16 protein-coding genes are annotated in these 16,454 nt (G+C 49.4%); 8 read left to right on the forward strand and 8 right to left on the reverse strand.

The features are described from left to right. Positions 1-68: 68 nt before the first annotated feature. The 4 genes from JVX88_RS15655 to JVX88_RS15670 form a co-directional block, all read right to left on the reverse strand. The gene (locus JVX88_RS15655; protein ID WP_211628224.1) at positions 69-563 is read right to left on the reverse strand and encodes a DUF1269 domain-containing protein; all 495 of its coding nucleotides are present in this window, start codon (positions 561-563) and stop codon (positions 69-71) included. Positions 564-644: 81 nt separating this feature from the next. Continuing rightward, positions 645-1,034: a response regulator gene (locus JVX88_RS15660; RefSeq protein ID WP_211628225.1), complete on the reverse strand. Its 390-nt coding sequence runs from the start codon at positions 1,032-1,034 to the stop codon at positions 645-647. A gap of 444 nt (positions 1,035-1,478) precedes the next feature. After that, a complete protein-coding gene (locus JVX88_RS43095) occupies positions 1,479-2,273 on the reverse strand; it encodes an ATP-binding protein (RefSeq protein ID WP_263975548.1) in 795 nt (264 codons plus the stop codon). A gap of 12 nt (positions 2,274-2,285) precedes the next feature. Beyond that, positions 2,286-2,777: a hypothetical protein gene (locus tag JVX88_RS15670; RefSeq protein ID WP_211628226.1), complete on the reverse strand. Its 492-nt coding sequence runs from the start codon at positions 2,775-2,777 to the stop codon at positions 2,286-2,288. A gap of 164 nt (positions 2,778-2,941) precedes the next feature. Here JVX88_RS15670 and JVX88_RS15675 point away from each other — a divergent pair, with 164 nt between their 5' ends. From JVX88_RS15675 to JVX88_RS15700, 6 genes are all read left to right on the forward strand, one after another. After that, complete coding sequence (locus tag JVX88_RS15675) at positions 2,942-4,618, forward strand: alpha-amylase (RefSeq protein ID WP_211628227.1); 1,677 nt, start codon at positions 2,942-2,944, stop codon at positions 4,616-4,618. 814 nt (positions 4,619-5,432) lie between these two features. After that, positions 5,433-6,059 (forward strand): hypothetical protein, encoded by a 627-nt coding sequence (locus JVX88_RS15680; protein ID WP_211628228.1) that lies wholly within the window; start codon positions 5,433-5,435, stop codon positions 6,057-6,059. Between the two features lie 192 nt (positions 6,060-6,251). Beyond that, positions 6,252-7,337, forward strand: coding sequence for a hypothetical protein (locus JVX88_RS15685; RefSeq protein WP_211628229.1), 1,086 nt, complete (start codon positions 6,252-6,254; stop codon positions 7,335-7,337). Between the two features lie 819 nt (positions 7,338-8,156). Further along, a complete protein-coding gene (locus JVX88_RS15690) occupies positions 8,157-8,402 on the forward strand; it encodes a hypothetical protein (protein WP_211628230.1) in 246 nt (81 codons plus the stop codon). Between the two features lie 248 nt (positions 8,403-8,650). Continuing rightward, positions 8,651-9,547: a carbohydrate ABC transporter permease gene (locus JVX88_RS15695; RefSeq protein ID WP_211628231.1), complete on the forward strand. Its 897-nt coding sequence runs from the start codon at positions 8,651-8,653 to the stop codon at positions 9,545-9,547. Between the two features lie 102 nt (positions 9,548-9,649). Then, positions 9,650-10,480, forward strand: a complete 831-nt coding sequence (locus tag JVX88_RS15700; protein ID WP_211628232.1) for a carbohydrate ABC transporter permease — start codon at positions 9,650-9,652, stop codon at positions 10,478-10,480. A 33-nt stretch (positions 10,481-10,513) separates the two neighbouring features. Here the strand turns inward: JVX88_RS15700 and JVX88_RS15705 are convergent, their stop codons facing one another. After that, on the reverse strand, positions 10,514-11,377 hold the full coding sequence (locus tag JVX88_RS15705; RefSeq protein WP_211628728.1) for an extracellular solute-binding protein: 864 nt from the start codon (positions 11,375-11,377) through the stop codon (positions 10,514-10,516). Next, entirely contained in the window at positions 11,266-12,141 is an 876-nt protein-coding gene (locus JVX88_RS15710; RefSeq protein ID WP_211628233.1) for a calcium-binding protein, read from the reverse strand. The genes JVX88_RS15705 and JVX88_RS15710 overlap by 112 nt, the downstream gene beginning before the upstream one ends. Between JVX88_RS15710 and JVX88_RS15715 the strand changes: the two genes are divergently transcribed. Then, a complete protein-coding gene (locus tag JVX88_RS15715; RefSeq protein WP_211628234.1) occupies positions 12,122-12,499 on the forward strand; it encodes a hypothetical protein in 378 nt (125 codons plus the stop codon). The two genes, JVX88_RS15710 and JVX88_RS15715, sit on opposite strands and share 20 nt — an antisense overlap. 336 nt (positions 12,500-12,835) lie before the next feature. Beyond that, positions 12,836-14,614, forward strand: a complete 1,779-nt coding sequence (locus tag JVX88_RS15720; protein ID WP_211628235.1) for a beta-propeller fold lactonase family protein — start codon at positions 12,836-12,838, stop codon at positions 14,612-14,614. A gap of 65 nt (positions 14,615-14,679) precedes the next feature. On the opposite strand, the gene JVX88_RS15725 is transcribed toward JVX88_RS15720, so the two are convergent. Both JVX88_RS15725 and JVX88_RS15730 read right to left on the reverse strand, forming a co-directional pair. Next, positions 14,680-15,834 carry an IscS subfamily cysteine desulfurase gene (locus tag JVX88_RS15725; RefSeq protein WP_211628236.1) on the reverse strand — a complete coding sequence of 385 codons (1,155 nt, stop codon included), beginning with the start codon at positions 15,832-15,834 and terminating at the stop codon, positions 14,680-14,682. Positions 15,835-15,879: 45 nt separating this feature from the next. After that, positions 15,880-16,371 carry a hypothetical protein gene (locus JVX88_RS15730; protein WP_211628237.1) on the reverse strand — a complete coding sequence of 164 codons (492 nt, stop codon included), beginning with the start codon at positions 16,369-16,371 and terminating at the stop codon, positions 15,880-15,882. Positions 16,372-16,454: the final 83 nt, after the last annotated feature.

Here is a 16,454-nt window from a genome sequence, read left to right on the forward strand (position 1 = left end):
GCTACCTCCAATGATGTTGTGCAACGATGGCACCAACTAGCTCGCATGTGAACGATCTAGCTGTGCTTCTACACCTCTGCACCGAAGTCTTCTCGCAGCTTGGCTTCCTGCTCGGCAGATAAATTGGATTGAATTAATTCCCCTTTTTCCTCAGCGGTAAAGGCTGCTTCCACTTTATCGAGCGTCACCTGACCGGTTAGCAAGAACAGAGCCGAGGTTCCTTCGGTAACTTTACTTTGAACCTGTTTAATAAAATCATCGTTGATGCCATAGTCGGTAAACTTGCCGGTGATCGCCCCCGCTGTGGCCCCGACCACTAGTCCCAACAGCGGCACAAAAAACAGCAGCCCAAACAGCATGCCCCAAAAGGCACCACCCAGGGCACCTGCCCCTACCGTATTCATGGCCTGATAGGTTTTGGGACGACCGCGTCCCTGCGGCCATGAAACAATCGCAGCATCCAGCACCTGAATCAACTGCTGCTTTTGCAGACTTTCCAGTTTGGACAGTGCCTTATCCGCACCATCAACGGTGTTGAATTTCCAGACTGTTAAGGTTGACATGCTTTTCTCCTAATCGATTAATAAGGGTGTAATCCTTCCAAGCCAGACTCCAGATCATAAGCAAAAGAATTGCTAGAATCGCTATGAGTTCTTATTATTCCAACCCAGCAAACCAGAGATCTGAGTTGATACAATCGAAGGATTGAATGGTTTTGTGATTGCTCCAGCAAAGCCCATTTGAGAGAGCTGGTCTGGCGTAAACCAGTTGGCTCTGGCACTAATCAGCAGAATCGGAATAGATTGAGCGGTTGAAAGCCGCTTTAATTGCTCAATGAATATTAGCGCATCTACTTCAAACGTAGACGTATCTAGCAAAATTGCATCTGGATGAATGGTCTCGCATAGATCTACGCCTTCTCGAATTGAACTGGATAGCGTAACCCTCCAGCCACCAAACTCACTGAGGCAAGTATGCAGAATCTCGCGGATACTGGCTTCATGCTCAATCAGCAAAACTGTTTTAGTAGACATGAACATCGTCCCTCTATCCTTAAAAAGGGGACAACTTTCACCTGAGCAAAGTTCTCGGCGATTGTTTAGAAACTTCTCTGGGAAGCTGTTTGGATATCTCAACCCAATAACAATTGAGAACTACAGCCATCCTTTCTTGAGTTTGAACGGAGTGCAGGGGTGGACCCCCTGCGTGAGGGCGAAGCCCCCACACCCCCTTGTTCACAACCTATTTATGAACGCTGTACGATAGCTGAGGCACGAACAACATGGGGAAAGGGACAATCATTTGGTGTGACTCCTGGAGAATTTGAAGTAACCGTACTTTGCAACCACAAACTTGCTGACTTCAGAATCAGCGTTGAGCCGAACAGAACGACCAAAAAGCAGCTAAACTTCAGTATTTTTTAGATTAGGACAAAAAGATAGGAAACTCATATGAACGAAAAATTTATGGACACATGTTCAGTGGCTTTCCTGGTTTAGCGGTAAGGTAAAGTAAAAGGCGCTGCCCTCACCCAGACTACTTTCTGCCCAGATCTGGCCACCGTGCTGCTGCACAATCTTTCTACAAATAGCCAACCCCAAGCCCGTTCCGCCCTTTTTGCGAGAATCAGATACATCCACCTGCTGAAACTGTTCAAAAATGATATCCAGCTTTTCACCGGCAAATACGAGGGCAATCACTCCCAGCCAAGCCAGATCCAACAGCACCCGCAGCAACTCTGGCAAATGGTTGTGCCAGCCCAGCACCGCTAACTGAACGGGTCGTAGAGACAGAGCCACCAGCACAAACAGCAGAATCATGCCCAGCAAAGCTGCAATTAGTCCCAACGCTTGAGCGGTTGGGCTAGGGGAGTGTGGTTCCGGGGAGGTGTTAGCGCTCGAACTGGGTTCTGAATTAACGCTAGCGAGCGCGGTTGCAGCAGGAACCGCCTGAGAAAATTCGGGTTTAGCGGATTGCGGTCTCGTTGATGCAGGTTTAGCAGATTCGGGTCGAGGCGCAGATCCCGTTGGCGTCGCGGGAGTGGGAACTCGCTGGCGGAGGGCCGTTCGTAACCACAGTTCAGCAGATTGCTCAAACGCTTGCCGGGCCGATCGAAGCTGTTCTGCGGCCAGAATTGGCGAAGACGGCCCCAACCCCGCTTTGATCAGTTGCACCAGTTCTTCTCGACTTTGGACCAGTTTGACGCCAGCCACCCAATCAGCCACCGATTTACCGAACTTAGCAATCGGCTGACCGATCGTGTGTTCCAGCACCTGCTTGACTGCCTAACCAAAGGCCACATAGCCAACTGCCTCTGCAATGCCCATCTGGGTCACTGCGCTCAACCCCACCACCATCGCCAGCAAATGCCAGACCGATAGCAGTGACAAAATCGGCTCACCTAGATAGGGCAAAGCTCCCAAAAAGCCAAACAGCAGCGGCGCATAGCTCAATCCCAGCACCTTCACTAGCGTCAGAAACGACACCGACACCGACCACGGCAACTGGCAGATCAGCCAAGTGCTGAACACAAGAAACAAAAAACCAAACGTATATAAAACCGCGCTAATCAGCAAGCTGAAGACAAACCGGATAGGCTTAACCCGGTTGACAAACAGAACAATAATTTGACCAATTGCCAACGATAGTTGGGCCAGCAGCACAGTCAGCAGCGCTCCGGTAAGACCGCGGGGAATGGCATCCGTTTCCTTAAACACCTCTGCATTCAGCCCAAAGACTCCGCCGAATAGCTCCCACGGCATTGTAGTATCCATCATTTCCCCCCATTCGCTGCTGCTGGTCTCTAGAGCACGACTATAGCGATCCTATATCAGTTGCGGGAATGGCTGACTCCTACTTTGGCATAACGTTACCCTGCGAACTCCAGCCATCAGCTACTCTGGTGTAAAGTCTTTAGTGCAATGTATGATTCCCTAAACCTATGGCTAATGTATTTCAACAGTTACAGCAGCGGTTTCAATCCTTAGGGAAAGAGCTGAGCCCCCAAGTGCTAGAAGCAGCCAAAACGTCTTTGCAAACTTGGCTGGATGAGAACTACCCAGACCTAGTCGCGCGCAAAGCCTCTGCTGAATTCAATGGCACCATGATGCAGTGGTTTCACTGGTATATTGCACCCGATGGCAATCACTGGAATGAATTAAAACAAACGGCTAAGGATCTGGCGAAGGCTGGATTTACAGCTCTCTGGCTGCCGCCTGCCTGCAAAGCGAATGGTGGTGGATATGATGTTGGTTACGGTATCTATGATTTATTCGATCTGGGCGAGTTTGATCAAAAGGGAACGGTGCGGACGAAGTACGGCACAAAAGCGGAGTATGCAGCCGCAGTTCAGGCAGCGCGTCAGGCTGGGTTGCAGATCTACGCCGATGTTGTTTTCAATCACAAGATGGGCGGCGATGCTGAGGAAGAATTTGAAGCAATTCCATTTGATCCGAATGACCGCAATCGTCCTTTGGGGGAACCGCGCAATATCAAATCCTGGACTCGGTTTGACTTTCCTGGACGCGGTGATAAATATTCCAGCATGAAATGGCGCTGGTGGCACTTCGATTCGGTCGATTACAACAGCTACGATCCAGGCTACCGAGCCGTTTACCGCATGAAGGATAAAAACTTTGAGGATAAAGTCGATCTGCGGTTGGGCAACTATGACTACCTGATGGGCTGCGACCTCGATGTCAACCACCCAGAAGTGCGCGGCGAACTGAAATATTGGGGCGAGTGGCTGATGGATACAGTCGGAGTGGATGGATTCCGCCTAGACGCGATCAAGCATATTCAGGGCGATTTCTTTACCGACTGGCTAGGTCATCTAGAACATAGAGCACAACGCGATCTGTTCTGTGTGGGTGAATATTGGACGGAAGATTTTGGTACTTTGAGCTGGTACATTGGCAATACTGGCGGTCAGCTCAATCTATTTGACGTGCCGCTGCACTACAATTTTCATCGAGCCAGTAAGGCCGGCGGCTACTATGATATGCGCAGCATTTTAGATAATACCTTGATGAAACACCTGCCCCTATTTGCCGTGACGCTGGTAGACAACCACGACACCCAGCCGCTGCAAGCTCTGGAATCAATGGTGGAATCTTGGTTTAAGCCGCTGGCCTATGCGATTATTCTGCTGCGGGCTGAAGGCTATCCTTGTGTATTCTATGCAGATTATTACGGTGCTCATTACCGAGATAAGGGACGGGATGGCAACGAGTATGAAATTTGGATGGACTCGCACAAGTGGATCATCGACCGGCTGCTGTTTGCCCGTAAGCATTTCGCCTATGGTCCCCAATATGACTACTTTGACCATCCCGATGTAATTGGCTGGACGCGCCTGGGTTCCGAACAGCATCCCAGAGCAATGGCGGTGATTATGAGCGACGGACCGGGAGGCAGCAAATGGATGGAAGTAGGTAAACCCAATGCCACCTTCTACGACCTGACGGAGCACATTAAACAGCCAATTCAAACCAATCAGCACGGCTGGGGCGAGTTTCGCTGTAACGGAGGATCGGTTTCCGTCTGGGTGGAACAACAAACGTTGCAGTCTCTGCTGTCGGAACTGGTTTCACCGTTTGGGATTGCCATGATTGACTAACGCCAGGATTTGGTAACGATCTTCCCTTCATTCTTCTCCAGAAACCAGAAATAGGGAGATCGTTTTGTCTTGTCTTGTCTTGTTTTGTCTTGTTTTGTCTTGGTAGAAGTAACCTGCCAAATGGATCTGTCAAACGAACACGGCTGCCCTACCAGGCGCAACTGTGCCATTTTGTCTGTTATGCTTTCAAAATGACTCCTCAATCAAATCTATGACCAGTCAGATTCAACGCTCAATCAGCTTAAAGACCATCGTTGCCTACAAAGTGTTCGTTGTTTTTAGCCTAACGCCACCGGGCAGAACTCGCTGAAGCAGAGATCAGAGAATCTAGACCGACAGGTTCTGGAGAAAAGAACGACAGAGATCACGATGTATCCCCTCAAGCCAGGGCTGGTGCTGGTAATGGTCAACATTTCACCTACAGAGGAAATGACGGTAGATTCATAAATCTCACTCAAGCGAGAGGAGTCAATGCACAAGGAGAAGGGGGCATCTATGAATGGATCACCCAACTTGGTGATAATGGCGTAGAACGGACGCATGAACGCTTTATTTCAGGTGGAAGGATCACCGGTTTTCCAAATCAAAATCCTAGGAATCTTCGTGGTAGTGGAAGCTATCGTAACTTTCTCCGCTCGATGAATCCTAGCAATGATGGCACTGAGCCTGATATTAGAAAAAATCCAGATGATGATTCCTGGGGAATCGATGATTCTTCAGAATTTTGAGTTGATGATATGGTCGATCCTCAATTTACACAAATTCTAGTCGATAGCTCAAGCTATTTGTTTTTTACATTCGTGAGCACAGAACAATGATTACACAAAGAAAGCTCCCTGATTTTCAAAATTCATTGCTCAGTTCTCAACTAAATACAACCCTCTACAGTTCTCCATTTGACCAGCGCCTCGGACCAACTTCGACACCCAGCAGTCTGGAAACCAACTATGCTTCGGGGATTCGTCCGGCTGGAATTGACGTTGGTGCTGCTGGCTCTTCAGATGGCAAGAAGGAATTATCAAAAAACACGGCAAACCCAAAACTCAGTAGTAAACCCGCACCTGCTCCTCAACCAAGTCCTATGGCTGCTAGCATGGTGCGCCGAGACCAAGCGATTGCTAGAAACTATGAACCAACGCTTCCCCAGAACTCTGTACCCACACCACCTCCCGCACCCACTTCAACACCGCTCCCAACTCCTACCAAACCGGAAACGGCTAATCGTCTAGAGCGCCGAGACGTAACTGCTGCTGCTAATCGTCGGTCGCTTCCATCTGATCCAAATCCGGAGATTAAAATGAACCTACGTCACGGGTCTGCTGATGCTACCGAAGCGGGAACACCCAATCTACGCGGTATGTCCTCCAATGCAGTGGACGGATGGAACCGAGCGGCTCAGCGTCGTAGAGAGGTCATTTCTGATCTTCGCCGCCCTATTTAGCCCTCACAGGAGTCTCCAAATTCGCAGCAAAATAGCAGTTGGCTCAATCGTTCCCTTAACAGTGTCAGAAATGGTATCAATAATGCCACTAGTACTGTCAACGAAGCATGGCGAGACACCAGCGAGTTCTTAGATCGAAACTATCAAACAATTTCAAACGTGGGTCACACCGCCCTAGAAGTAGCAAGAGTTGTGCCAGTTTTTGGAGCTGTACCTGATTTGATTAATGCAGGCTGGTATGCAGCAGAAGGTAGAGAAACAGAAGCGGCTCTTTCATTGGTGGGAGCAGTTCCTTTTGCAGGGGATGCAACAACCGTTGCTCGTTTGGGTGCAAGATACGGAGACGATGTTGTTCAAGGTGCTGCGAATCTTCTCAGAGATGCTCAACGGACTCAAGATATTGCCAGCATTCCAGATGCGGTGAATGGAACAGTTCAAGGTGCTACCGATGCCGTAACCCAATTCGCTCAGGGCAACTATTTACAGGCAGGTCTCTCATTGGCGAATGGGGGTCTTTCAGCTACTGGGATTCGCTTTGGGGTGAGTTCAGCAACTAGCTCGGCCAGATTCCCAGCCACCTCAACCCGTAACCCCAATCGTTCCGCCCCCACTGAACAACCTCAACCTGTTAGCTCTGCTCCTTCGGAATCTGGTTTAGGAAACCGTAGACCTGCTTCTAGCAACCGTGAAGTGCCGCCAAGTTCATCGGGCAACACACACACTCCTGAATCAGCAACTAGTGCACCACTTGCTACTGGTGGTTCTGGCGGATCGGGCAACGATAGAGTGCCCCCTCAGGTTGGTGGTAGCGGCAGAGGCAATTCTGACGATGAATCTCGCCTTACTGGTGCAAGAGATGTTTTGCAAGGCATCAACAATGGTACTATCACAAGTCATCGTGATTTGACACAAAGATTGGAAAGCGAGGGATGGATTGTCGTGCGTGGACAATTACCGGGAGCTTCTTCGGTTAATTCTATTTGGACCAATCCAACCCGGACTGAAAGTGTACGCATCAGGCCAAGCGTCAGAGAAGGTGATGCTCCATATATTGTGCATGGATACGATGGGCCATCCGGGGGAGTGTTCAATGTCCTCAGAAATCAGCTTGATAATCAGCAGCAGTGGCACGCTCCATCTCGCAGAAGACCTGGAGAATTAGGAGCATCACTACCCGATGAGCACCTAATGGATGCGGATGGTAATACCACTCGTAGCGGTACAACCGAAACCTATGAGCGGAGCAATCCAGACGTGCATTTTCCCCTTGCTGATTGAGTTGGTGAGATGACTTGCCAAGTAGGTCAACCCAATTTAAACGGTAGATAGAGTGCGGGCATCTTGCCCTCGCCAGCGAGACGCTGGCAATCCGGATCTTCAAATTAATCATGTTGATCTGCTAAAAAACAAGCTTCAGGGTGATGGTGCTTAAAAAGTGTCTTGAAAGAACTGCATGATCCAAACAACAGTAGAACTACTGCTTAATAGAGAGAATAAGGCCACCTGAGCACATTTACTCTTTACAACAAAGAGGACAAAAGAATGAAAACCGACAAGCCATTCAGGAAAGCATTCATCTGTGCTGGTATTCACTGCTTATTAATAATTATCATTGCGATAATTTATACTGCTAAGACCTCGAATTCTGCCAATCCTCCATTTGAGGGGAAACTCGAATACGTTTTTGTTAGCTGTTTCTATTCGGCTCTGATTACTGGTTCATGGGCAAGATTCAGCCATTCATCTTGGTCCTGGGTGAGATTTACAGCCACTTATCTGCCCATCTTCTGGATCGTAAATTTAGTTAATCAGTGTTCAGGCTAAGCGAAGTGAACAGAGCCGACATTCCATTGCTCTTAGCAGTCTGATGAACCGAATGTCGTTCTCCTAATTCTAAAGGTCCTCTTTTCAAGTACCACCCCAAATTTGCAAAACAACTGAGGTTTTCAAGTATGAAACGTTTTATTTTCGTTACAATTAGCACAGCAATTGCATTAGGTGCGGCATTTCCTTCAGCATTTGCCTTTGAATCCACGTTGCCCACATCACCAACTCACCACACAACGCTGATTACGAAAGCAGCTTGCTTCAATTGATTTGCATCAGGACTTAGTTGGTCTGGATGGTGATAATTCAACCCTCTCCGGCGTGGAGTTACGAGACCCTATCTCTGTGGATGGAGTAGCCACAACTCAAACCATTCCAATTAATCTAGCCAATCAAGTGCTATATAAGCTGACGCAGTTTCCTCAATTCAGCAGTGCTCAAGTTCAGCTAATTTTTTCTGATCCCGAACTGCAAGCCCAATACCAACGCTGGCTAACCGAGCGCAAAATGCCCTAACACCTAACAATAGTTCGAACTCGCTCTGAGTCCCAGACCGGCCTTCTGACTCCGGCATTACTGAACGGCACATAGGACGGCTTTGGTGACAGATATGGGCGGAACGTTCACACTATCAGGATTATGACGAAGGAATGTCAGCATCGTGCTCGCGAAAGCATAGCTTTTCTCAGCAACGCTCTGCCTCCTGCCAGGCAAAATTGAGGCAAAATTGAGCTACAGCATCTCAAATTTGTCCTGAAATTGCCATGCTGATCAAGCTCAAGGCCAACGATAGCGAAAAGGTTAGTGGCTATCTGTTTTTAACACCCGCCCTGTTAGTGTTGGGTGTGTTTATGGTGCTGCCGATTTTCTATACGCTCTTTCTCTGCTTTCATAAAGTGCAGCTTTTGGGAGAAATAAGCTATGAATTTGTCGGCTGGCGAAATTTCGCGCGGCTGCTGCAAGACCATCGCTTTTGGATTGCGCTTAGGAATACAGCAGAATACGTGATTATCGTGGTGCCGCTCCAAACCATCTTAGCTTTGCTGCTAGCAGTCACACTCAATTCTGGCATCAAAGGGCAAAATGGATGGCGAGTAATTTATTTTTTACCCACGGTCACGGCCTCTGCGGTGTTGACCTTAATTTTTATGTGGATCTACAACACAAATGGTTTATTGAATCAAGTCTTAGCCGCAATGGGCTTGCCCACCTACAATTGGCTTCGCGATCCCGAAGTTGCCCTCAAAGGCATCATGCTTATGAATATTTGGTCCACTGCACCGCTTTATATGGTGATTTATTTGGCGGCTCTTCAAGAAATTCCGCGCTCGCTCTACGAAGCTGCCCAAATTGATGGAGCCAGCGCCTGGGAGCAGTTTAGATACATCACGCTACCCTTGCTGAAACCAGTCACTTTTTTCATCGTCACAATGGGCGTAATCGGTACATTCCAACTGTTTGATCAGGCTTACATTTTCTCCAATGGCTCCGGTGGTCCTAACAATTCTACGTTAACGATAGTGCTATTGATCTACCAGTATGTCTTTCGAGATATGCAGTTGGGCTATGCGGCTGTGGTTACGATTGCATTAATGCTGCTGATTATTCTAGCTACAATTTTGCAACGACAGTTGTTCAAAAGCAATCAAGATTCTGTTTAGTTCTAATGACTTAGCCTTAATGACTTATCGCTAACAAGCGTTTATCCATTAATGTCATAGAAATAAAGTTATAAATTCACTCAACATTAGCTTTGAACAATTATGAACACGCAGTCAATCTGGATTAAAGGGTTGCTCTACAGTTCGCTAACAGTGTATGCAATTATTACACTTATGCCTTTTCTTTGGGCATTATCTGCGTCATTCAAACCACTTTCAGAAATTATTAGCGGTGAAATCAATTTTATTCCTGAGCAATTTACCTTGGAGAATTATCGCCAGGTATTCCTACAAGAACCATTATTTTTGCGCTGGTTACTCAATAGTCTAATCATTGCCGCTAGCGTGACGCTGCTCAATCTAATCTTCAACTCGATGGCGGGGTATGCCTTGGCGCGGTTGCGGTTTCCCGGACGTCAGTTTTGGTTTTTTCTGATTTTAGCCATACTGGCTGTACCAATCCAGGTCACGCTAATTCCTACGTTTCTGATTCTCAAAGCTTTAGGCTGGCTGAATTCCTATCAGGGGATGATTGCGCCGGTCATGGTCAATGCCACGTTCATCTTTCTGATGCGGCAGTTTTTCGTCAGCTTTCCGCACGAACTAGAAGAGGCGGCAGCACTCGATGGTTTGGGCCAATTTGCTACCTTTTGGCATATTGTCTTGCCACTAGCGAAACCAGCCTTAGCGACTCAAGCGATTCTAGTGTTTATGGCAAGCTGGAACAACTTTCTGCTACCGCTTGTGATCTTGTTCGACCCAGAGATGTTTACCCTACCGTTAGGATTAAACACTTTCAAAGGTAACTACATCAGTTACTGGAACTACATCATGGCCGCATCAATGATCTTTACCCTACCTGTGCTGGGTCTTTATGCATTCTTCAACCGCTACCTGATTGAAGGCATCACTTCTACAGGTGGGAAAGGCTAACCATCGGGCCAAAAGCTTGAATCAAACAGACTGTCATGACGCTTCTGCGGCTCGAATCTGGGCATTGGCCTCTTGCTGTGCTTGCTCTAGAGCTTGCCGTAAGGGCTGTTGCCCCAACATTGCGCTTAAAAACTGATTGTTAAACGAATTCATTACCGCACTGGGATAGGAGCCAATCTGCCAGGGAGTGGCGTAATTGACTCCGGCAACCAAAGCGGAGCGCAGTGGGTCACGGTCATACTGCAATTGGGCTGCGACTGATCTGCGCGTGGGCAACGCAAAGCCGCTGCTAGTCCAGGACTTCATGCCTTGCTTCCCAGTTAAATAGGCGATCAATTGCCAAGCTTCGGCTTTGTGCTGGCTCTGGCGGTTCATCACATAGGCCACTGTGTATACCATTGTGCCGGGCTGCTGGTTCAGGGTTGGAACTTCTGCCGTGGCAAAGGCCAAGTCGGGAAATGTGTCTTGCAAAAACGGAATCGCCCAGTTACCCTCGATCACCATTGCAGCCTTGCCCTGCCCAAACTGCTCGCTGCCCGAACTGCTGCCCACATCTGCTGGCTGTACAAAACTTCCCTGCGACTGGTATGGGTTCACAATTTGGGCTAACCCCTGAGCGGCGGCCTCAGAGCCATAGGCGGCATAGCCGTTGGCATCCACCATCTCACCCCCATAGGCGCGGATCATGTAGCCTAGCCGCGGTAGTTCAGCCATTACTCCAAAGCCGTATTGATCAATGCGGCCATCCTGGTTGCGGTCAATCGTGAGCTGTTTGGCTAGTGTGATCAGTTCATCCCAGGTGCTGGGAGGTTGCTGAATCCCAGCGTCGGTAAAGGCTTGCTGATTGTAGAAAAGCGCCAGCGTCGAGTAGTCTTTTGACTGTCGTTTGGCAAAAATTTGACTGTCGTAGACTGGAAAGAGCCGATAGCTGGAATGGTTGGTACCGTAGGGCTTGACGGACTGGGTGTGGGATTTGGGCTAGGCTGAGGAGTGGGAGCAGGAGCCACTGGCGTTGGCATCATGTTCCAGAAATCGCGGATGTCGATCTGGCTGCTCTGGATATTTTTCAGAATGGCCAAATATTCACCAGTCTGTTTGTTTTGAATCAAGGTGTTGCCAGCCTGTTGACCCGTGCCTTGCAAAATTACTAAATCCTCGAATTTCAGGGTAGTTAGCTCTAGGAAGTCTTCGCCATCCTTAAAGTCGGTGATTTCGGCAGCATTTCTGAGCTGGGCTGCCCCCACCGCTAGCACAAACCGATCGCGTCCGGTCCCGCCTGTCAGCTTGTCGCGGCCACCCTGCCCGTTCAGCCGATCATCCCCGCTGCCGCCCACTAACTGATCAGCATCTCTACCACCTAAGAGCTGGTCCTGTCCAGCTTCTCCATTCAGAGTATTGCGTCCCGAGCCACCGCTCAGCAAGTCGTTACCCGTACCACCCAGCAGCCGATCGTCGCCTAGCTCCCCAAACAGTTGGTCATTTCCGCCAAACCCTTTGAGTACATCATCACCAGCTCGTCCTCGGACAACATCGGCACCGGCTCGTCCCAGCAGTAGATTATTCTGGCGATTACCCGACAAACTCCGTCCCCGTAAGGAACCGCGCAGTAGATCTGAGCCTGCTAGTGAGCGAGATTGGGGTTTGTTTAGGCCAACCTGCATTGGATTAGATGGGGAAGATGGGGAAGATGGGGGAGCATTGGAATCGAGACGGGGGCCGCGCTTGAAGGTGAGGGATGTGGATGAGCTGGTGTTTGGCTCAGAGGTGGTGGATTTAACGGCAGTGGAGCAATTGGTGGAAGTGGGGCAGTTGCGTTCAATTGGAGCGGCGATTACCTATTTACAAACCTACGAACTGGATGGACAACGCTCCCTGGCGGAGCTGATTGAGGCATTGATGGCAACCCTTGCGGCAGGACTAGATCAATTGACGCCCTACCCTCAGGGAGACTTGGCGATGTTTCGACCGTTGGAGTTGGCCGCCGTGATCAATCGATTGCGGTCATTGGAGGTGCAGTAGGCCGCAGGGTTTGCAGCCTGTCCCTATGCTGAAGCGTCTAAGGCGAAATTTCCGAAAATCTTCGGATTTTTGGGCTTAGACCACAAGTGCAAGTAAAAGAAATCACAGAAGTTACTGAAGGCGTTCTTTACTAGCCCGGCCTAGTTTAAGGCAGTGGTGTGGGCTTGGCATCCGCACTTTCTATGAACCCTTGGCTGATTTCTCTGTTTTTTTAGAAAGGCGGCACAGTGTCATGGTCGTTTTGATCCTTGCAGTTGGTTCGTCTGAGAGCAACAACAGGGTGCCAGTTTTTATACCACGAGTCAGGCCACAGTAGTTTAGGATCAGTCTACCAATATGCCACAGAATCACCTCACGTTTGTTGAATTCCTCAAAGATGGTACTGCACCCGTCGATGGTTTGAATACTGCGAATGCTGTACTGCTCAGTCCAGATGGTAAATTTGTCTACGCTACGGGAGGCGGTAACGATGACGCAGTTACTGTCTTCGCGCGGGATACACAGACAGGTAACCTCACCTTTGTTGAGACATTGAAGGATACTACAGCAGGTGCGGGGAATAGACTAAACGGAGCATCTGGCTTAGCGATGAGTCCAGATGGTACAACTGTTTATGTTGCAGGTACTGATGATAATGCAATTTCAGTCTTCTCGCGCAATGCCCAAACCGGCCGACTTACCTTTGTCGAGACAATTGTTGATGGTACAAACCTAGTGGCTGTATCTGGTATCGCAGTCAGTTCCGATGGCAACTTTGTCTATGCTGTATCGGGTGGCAGTAGTGACGCCATCACCGTCTTTTCACGCAACGGCAGCAATGGTAAGCTTACCCTAGTTGAAGCATTAAAGAACGGTACCAATGGCATCACCAATTTTGACAACCCTTCGAGGCTGGTACTAAGTCCCGATGGCAACCATGTGTATGTCACGACTAGTAATGCTCTGGCGATCTTCTCACGCAACAGCAACGATGGGAAACTTACCTTTGTTCGGACGTTGAGGAGCGGTAGTAATAACATCACAAACATGGGCAGTCCAACCGGAGTGACAATTAGCTCTGATGGAAACCATGTTTATGTAACGGCAGGTGGCAACAGCGATGCAATCGTTGTTTTTTCGCGCAATTCCAGCACGGGTGAACTGACCTTTGTGGAGTCGCTGAAGGACACCACTATGCTAGATGGAGCCGCTAGGGTCATCCTGAGTCCCGATGGCAGCTATGTGTATGTGACCAGCACTGACAGCGACACAATTGTTGTATACTCTCGCAATTCCACTACAGGCAAACTCACCTTTGAGCAACTTTTAAAGGATGGTGAAGATGGTATTGATGGTCTAGATGGTGCACGGGGCATCACCGTCAGTGCCGATGGCAAGTATATTTATGCCACTGGCTCTGTAGATAATGCGATTGCTGTACTCACCACCGCACCACCGCCCGATGTCACCGCACCGACCATTATTCTCTACACGCCTGATACCAACGGCACCGATGTTGAGCCTACTAGCAACTTAGAAATTGAGTTCAATGAAGCCGTTAAGAAGGGCAGCGGTAACATTGTGATCAAAAACAGCAACGGCAACGTTGTCGAAACGATTGACATTACTAGCAACGCTGTCACCATTACTGATAGAACCGTAAAGATAGACCCAGTTGGTTTTCTGCCCAAAGGCAACACTTACTATGTCGAGATTGATGCAACTGCCATCACCGATTTGGCCGGAAATGCCTTTGCTGGCATCACGGGTTCAAGCACCTGGAGTTTTTCAACCGTTGCACCAGATCAATCAGGGCCGACGATCGTTGAACTCAATCCAGATCCAGATACCTTCAATGTGCCGGTGGGCAAGAATCTAATCATCACCTTTGATGAAGCGATCCAAAAAGGTACCGGCAAAATTTATATCAAGAAAGAGGATGGCACGGTTGCCGAGGAAATTGATGTAACCTCTAACTTGGTCACAATCAATAACAACATATTTACAGCAACAATCAATCCTGCCAACGATCTAGAAGAGAACGTATTCTACTACGTTGAAGTTGATTTCGGTGCCTTCAAAGACTTGGATGGCAATGATTTCGCAGTGCTGCCAAAGATGCGTTACAGGCTTTAGGCTTGATTGACAGCGACTAAAGTGGTGGCTACATAGCCTAGACAAAACCCGCCTTCGCAGGTTACTCAAACCGATGCGCGGAGGAACTGCACTGTGTCGATAAACCCAGCGGCAACCCGGTCAATTTCCTCTTCTGTATTGAAGCGACCGATGCCGAATCGTACAGAAGCAAAAGCGAGTTCGGGGGTAACCCCCAGCGCAGCCAACACATGGGACGGCTCCGTCTTAGCCGAAGTACAGGCCGAACCCGAAGAGACTGCCACAAATGGCTGCAATCCCAGGAGCAATGCTTGTCCATCCACTCCAGCCACGCTGACATTCAGATTGCCGGCTAAGCGCTGGGTTAGATGCCCGTTGAGCTGAACCCCGTCTAGCGTTTCCAACTGCTGCCAGAGGCGATTGCGCAGTGTGCGAATTCGTTGGGTTTCGGCCTTCAGTTCTGTTAACCCCAGTTCGACGGCCTTGGCGAAACCAACAATTTGGGGTGTGTAAAGGGTGCCCGACCGCATCCCTCGCTCATGGCCGCCGCCGTGGAGTTGGGCCGCTAGCTTCACTCTGGGCTGTTTTCGCCGCACGTACAGTGCCCCAATTCCTTTTGGCCCGTACACTTTATGAGCCGTAAGTGACATCAGATCAATCTGCATGGCTTCTACATCCAATGGGAGCTTGCCAATAGCTTGGGCTGCATCAGTGTGAAACAAAATACCGTGCTGGTGGCAAATCGCCCCAATTTCAGCCAGGGGTTGCAGCACGCCGATCTCGTTGTTGGCAGCCATGACCGACACCAAAATCGTTTCTGGGCGGAGTGTCTTTTCCAACTGCTCCAGATCCACCAACCCATCCGGCTGAACTGGTAAAACTGTCACGTCAAATCCCAGGCTTTGAAGATAGCGACAGGGATCGAGCACAGCTCGGTGTTCGGTTGCCAGGGTAATCAAGTGCCGCCCTTGGCTGAAGTAGGATTCGGCCACGCCTTTGATTGCCAGATTATTGGCCTCGGTAGCTCCGCTGGTAAAGATAATTTCTTCCGGACTAGCCTGGATAGCGGCGGCTAAACTTTCTCTAGCCTGCTGTACTGCTGCCTCAGCTTCCCACCCATATAAGTGAGTGACGCTAGCCGGATTCCCGAAGTGCTGGCTGAAATAGGGCAGCATGACTTCTAACACCCGTGGATCGACCGGCGTGGTAGCGTGACAGTCTAAATAGATCGGACGGTGCATGGTGGTCAGCCGATAGTCAACCAAAATAAAAGACTAGCGAGGGGGCTAGCGAGGGGTAAATATTTGAGCGGTGCGTTCGCAGTAACGATTGATGGCTGGCACAAGGGTTTCTTCGGCGGCTGTTGCGGTTTGTAGAGCGGTGAAAGCCTGTTCTCCGGCTGCTCGGTCTTGCTGATTAGCGGCCTCGACCAGATCTCGAATGGCACGGCTGACGCCTTCATACATCGTGACGAATTGGTCCCGGAATTTCAGCAACTCGCTGTCAGTCAAGCTTAATGCCTGCATTTCCTCAATGGCCTGGTCGGCAATGTTGGCCGTGTCTAGCAGATCTTGAATCGAGTCCGAGGAAGGGTTTTGCGAAAGCTGCTGGGCAGCATCGGTGGCGCGATTGGCAACCTGAATCAGCTGATCACACTGGGAGATCGTGGTAGGAGCGGTGGGCGCAATGGGGGATTGAGCTAAGGCAATGGGTGGCCTGCCCCAAACCAAAATAATCGCAACGATACAAATTCCCACAGCTCGAAAAAGCATTGCCATAGCTAACCTTGTTACCCAATGATAGATAGGATGAATTGCTGGAGCGGCGCTAATCTAGCTGCAGTTTGCTGCCCTAGACGAGT

This window comes from Leptolyngbya sp. 7M (genome assembly GCF_018128485.1).

Excerpts from the sequence above, each read along its gene's own strand:
- JVX88_RS15655 (WP_211628224.1), bottom strand. The coding sequence starts at position 563 with ATGTCAACCTTAACAGTCTGGAAATTCAACACCGTTGATGGTGCGGAT.
- JVX88_RS15660 (WP_211628225.1), bottom strand. The coding sequence starts at position 1,034 with ATGTCTACTAAAACAGTTTTGCTGATTGAGCATGAAGCCAGTATCCGC.
- JVX88_RS15670 (WP_211628226.1), bottom strand. The coding sequence starts at position 2,777 with ATGATGGATACTACAATGCCGTGGGAGCTATTCGGCGGAGTCTTTGGG.
- JVX88_RS15675 (WP_211628227.1), top strand. The coding sequence starts at position 2,942 with ATGGCTAATGTATTTCAACAGTTACAGCAGCGGTTTCAATCCTTAGGG.
- JVX88_RS15680 (WP_211628228.1), top strand. The coding sequence starts at position 5,433 with ATGATTACACAAAGAAAGCTCCCTGATTTTCAAAATTCATTGCTCAGT.
- JVX88_RS15695 (WP_211628231.1), top strand. The coding sequence starts at position 8,651 with ATGCTGATCAAGCTCAAGGCCAACGATAGCGAAAAGGTTAGTGGCTAT.
- JVX88_RS15700 (WP_211628232.1), top strand. The coding sequence starts at position 9,650 with ATGAACACGCAGTCAATCTGGATTAAAGGGTTGCTCTACAGTTCGCTA.
- JVX88_RS15710 (WP_211628233.1), bottom strand. The coding sequence starts at position 12,141 with ATGCAGGTTGGCCTAAACAAACCCCAATCTCGCTCACTAGCAGGCTCA.
- JVX88_RS15720 (WP_211628235.1), top strand. The coding sequence starts at position 12,836 with ATGCCACAGAATCACCTCACGTTTGTTGAATTCCTCAAAGATGGTACT.
- JVX88_RS15725 (WP_211628236.1), bottom strand. The coding sequence starts at position 15,834 with ATGCACCGTCCGATCTATTTAGACTGTCACGCTACCACGCCGGTCGAT.
- JVX88_RS15730 (WP_211628237.1), bottom strand. The coding sequence starts at position 16,371 with ATGGCAATGCTTTTTCGAGCTGTGGGAATTTGTATCGTTGCGATTATT.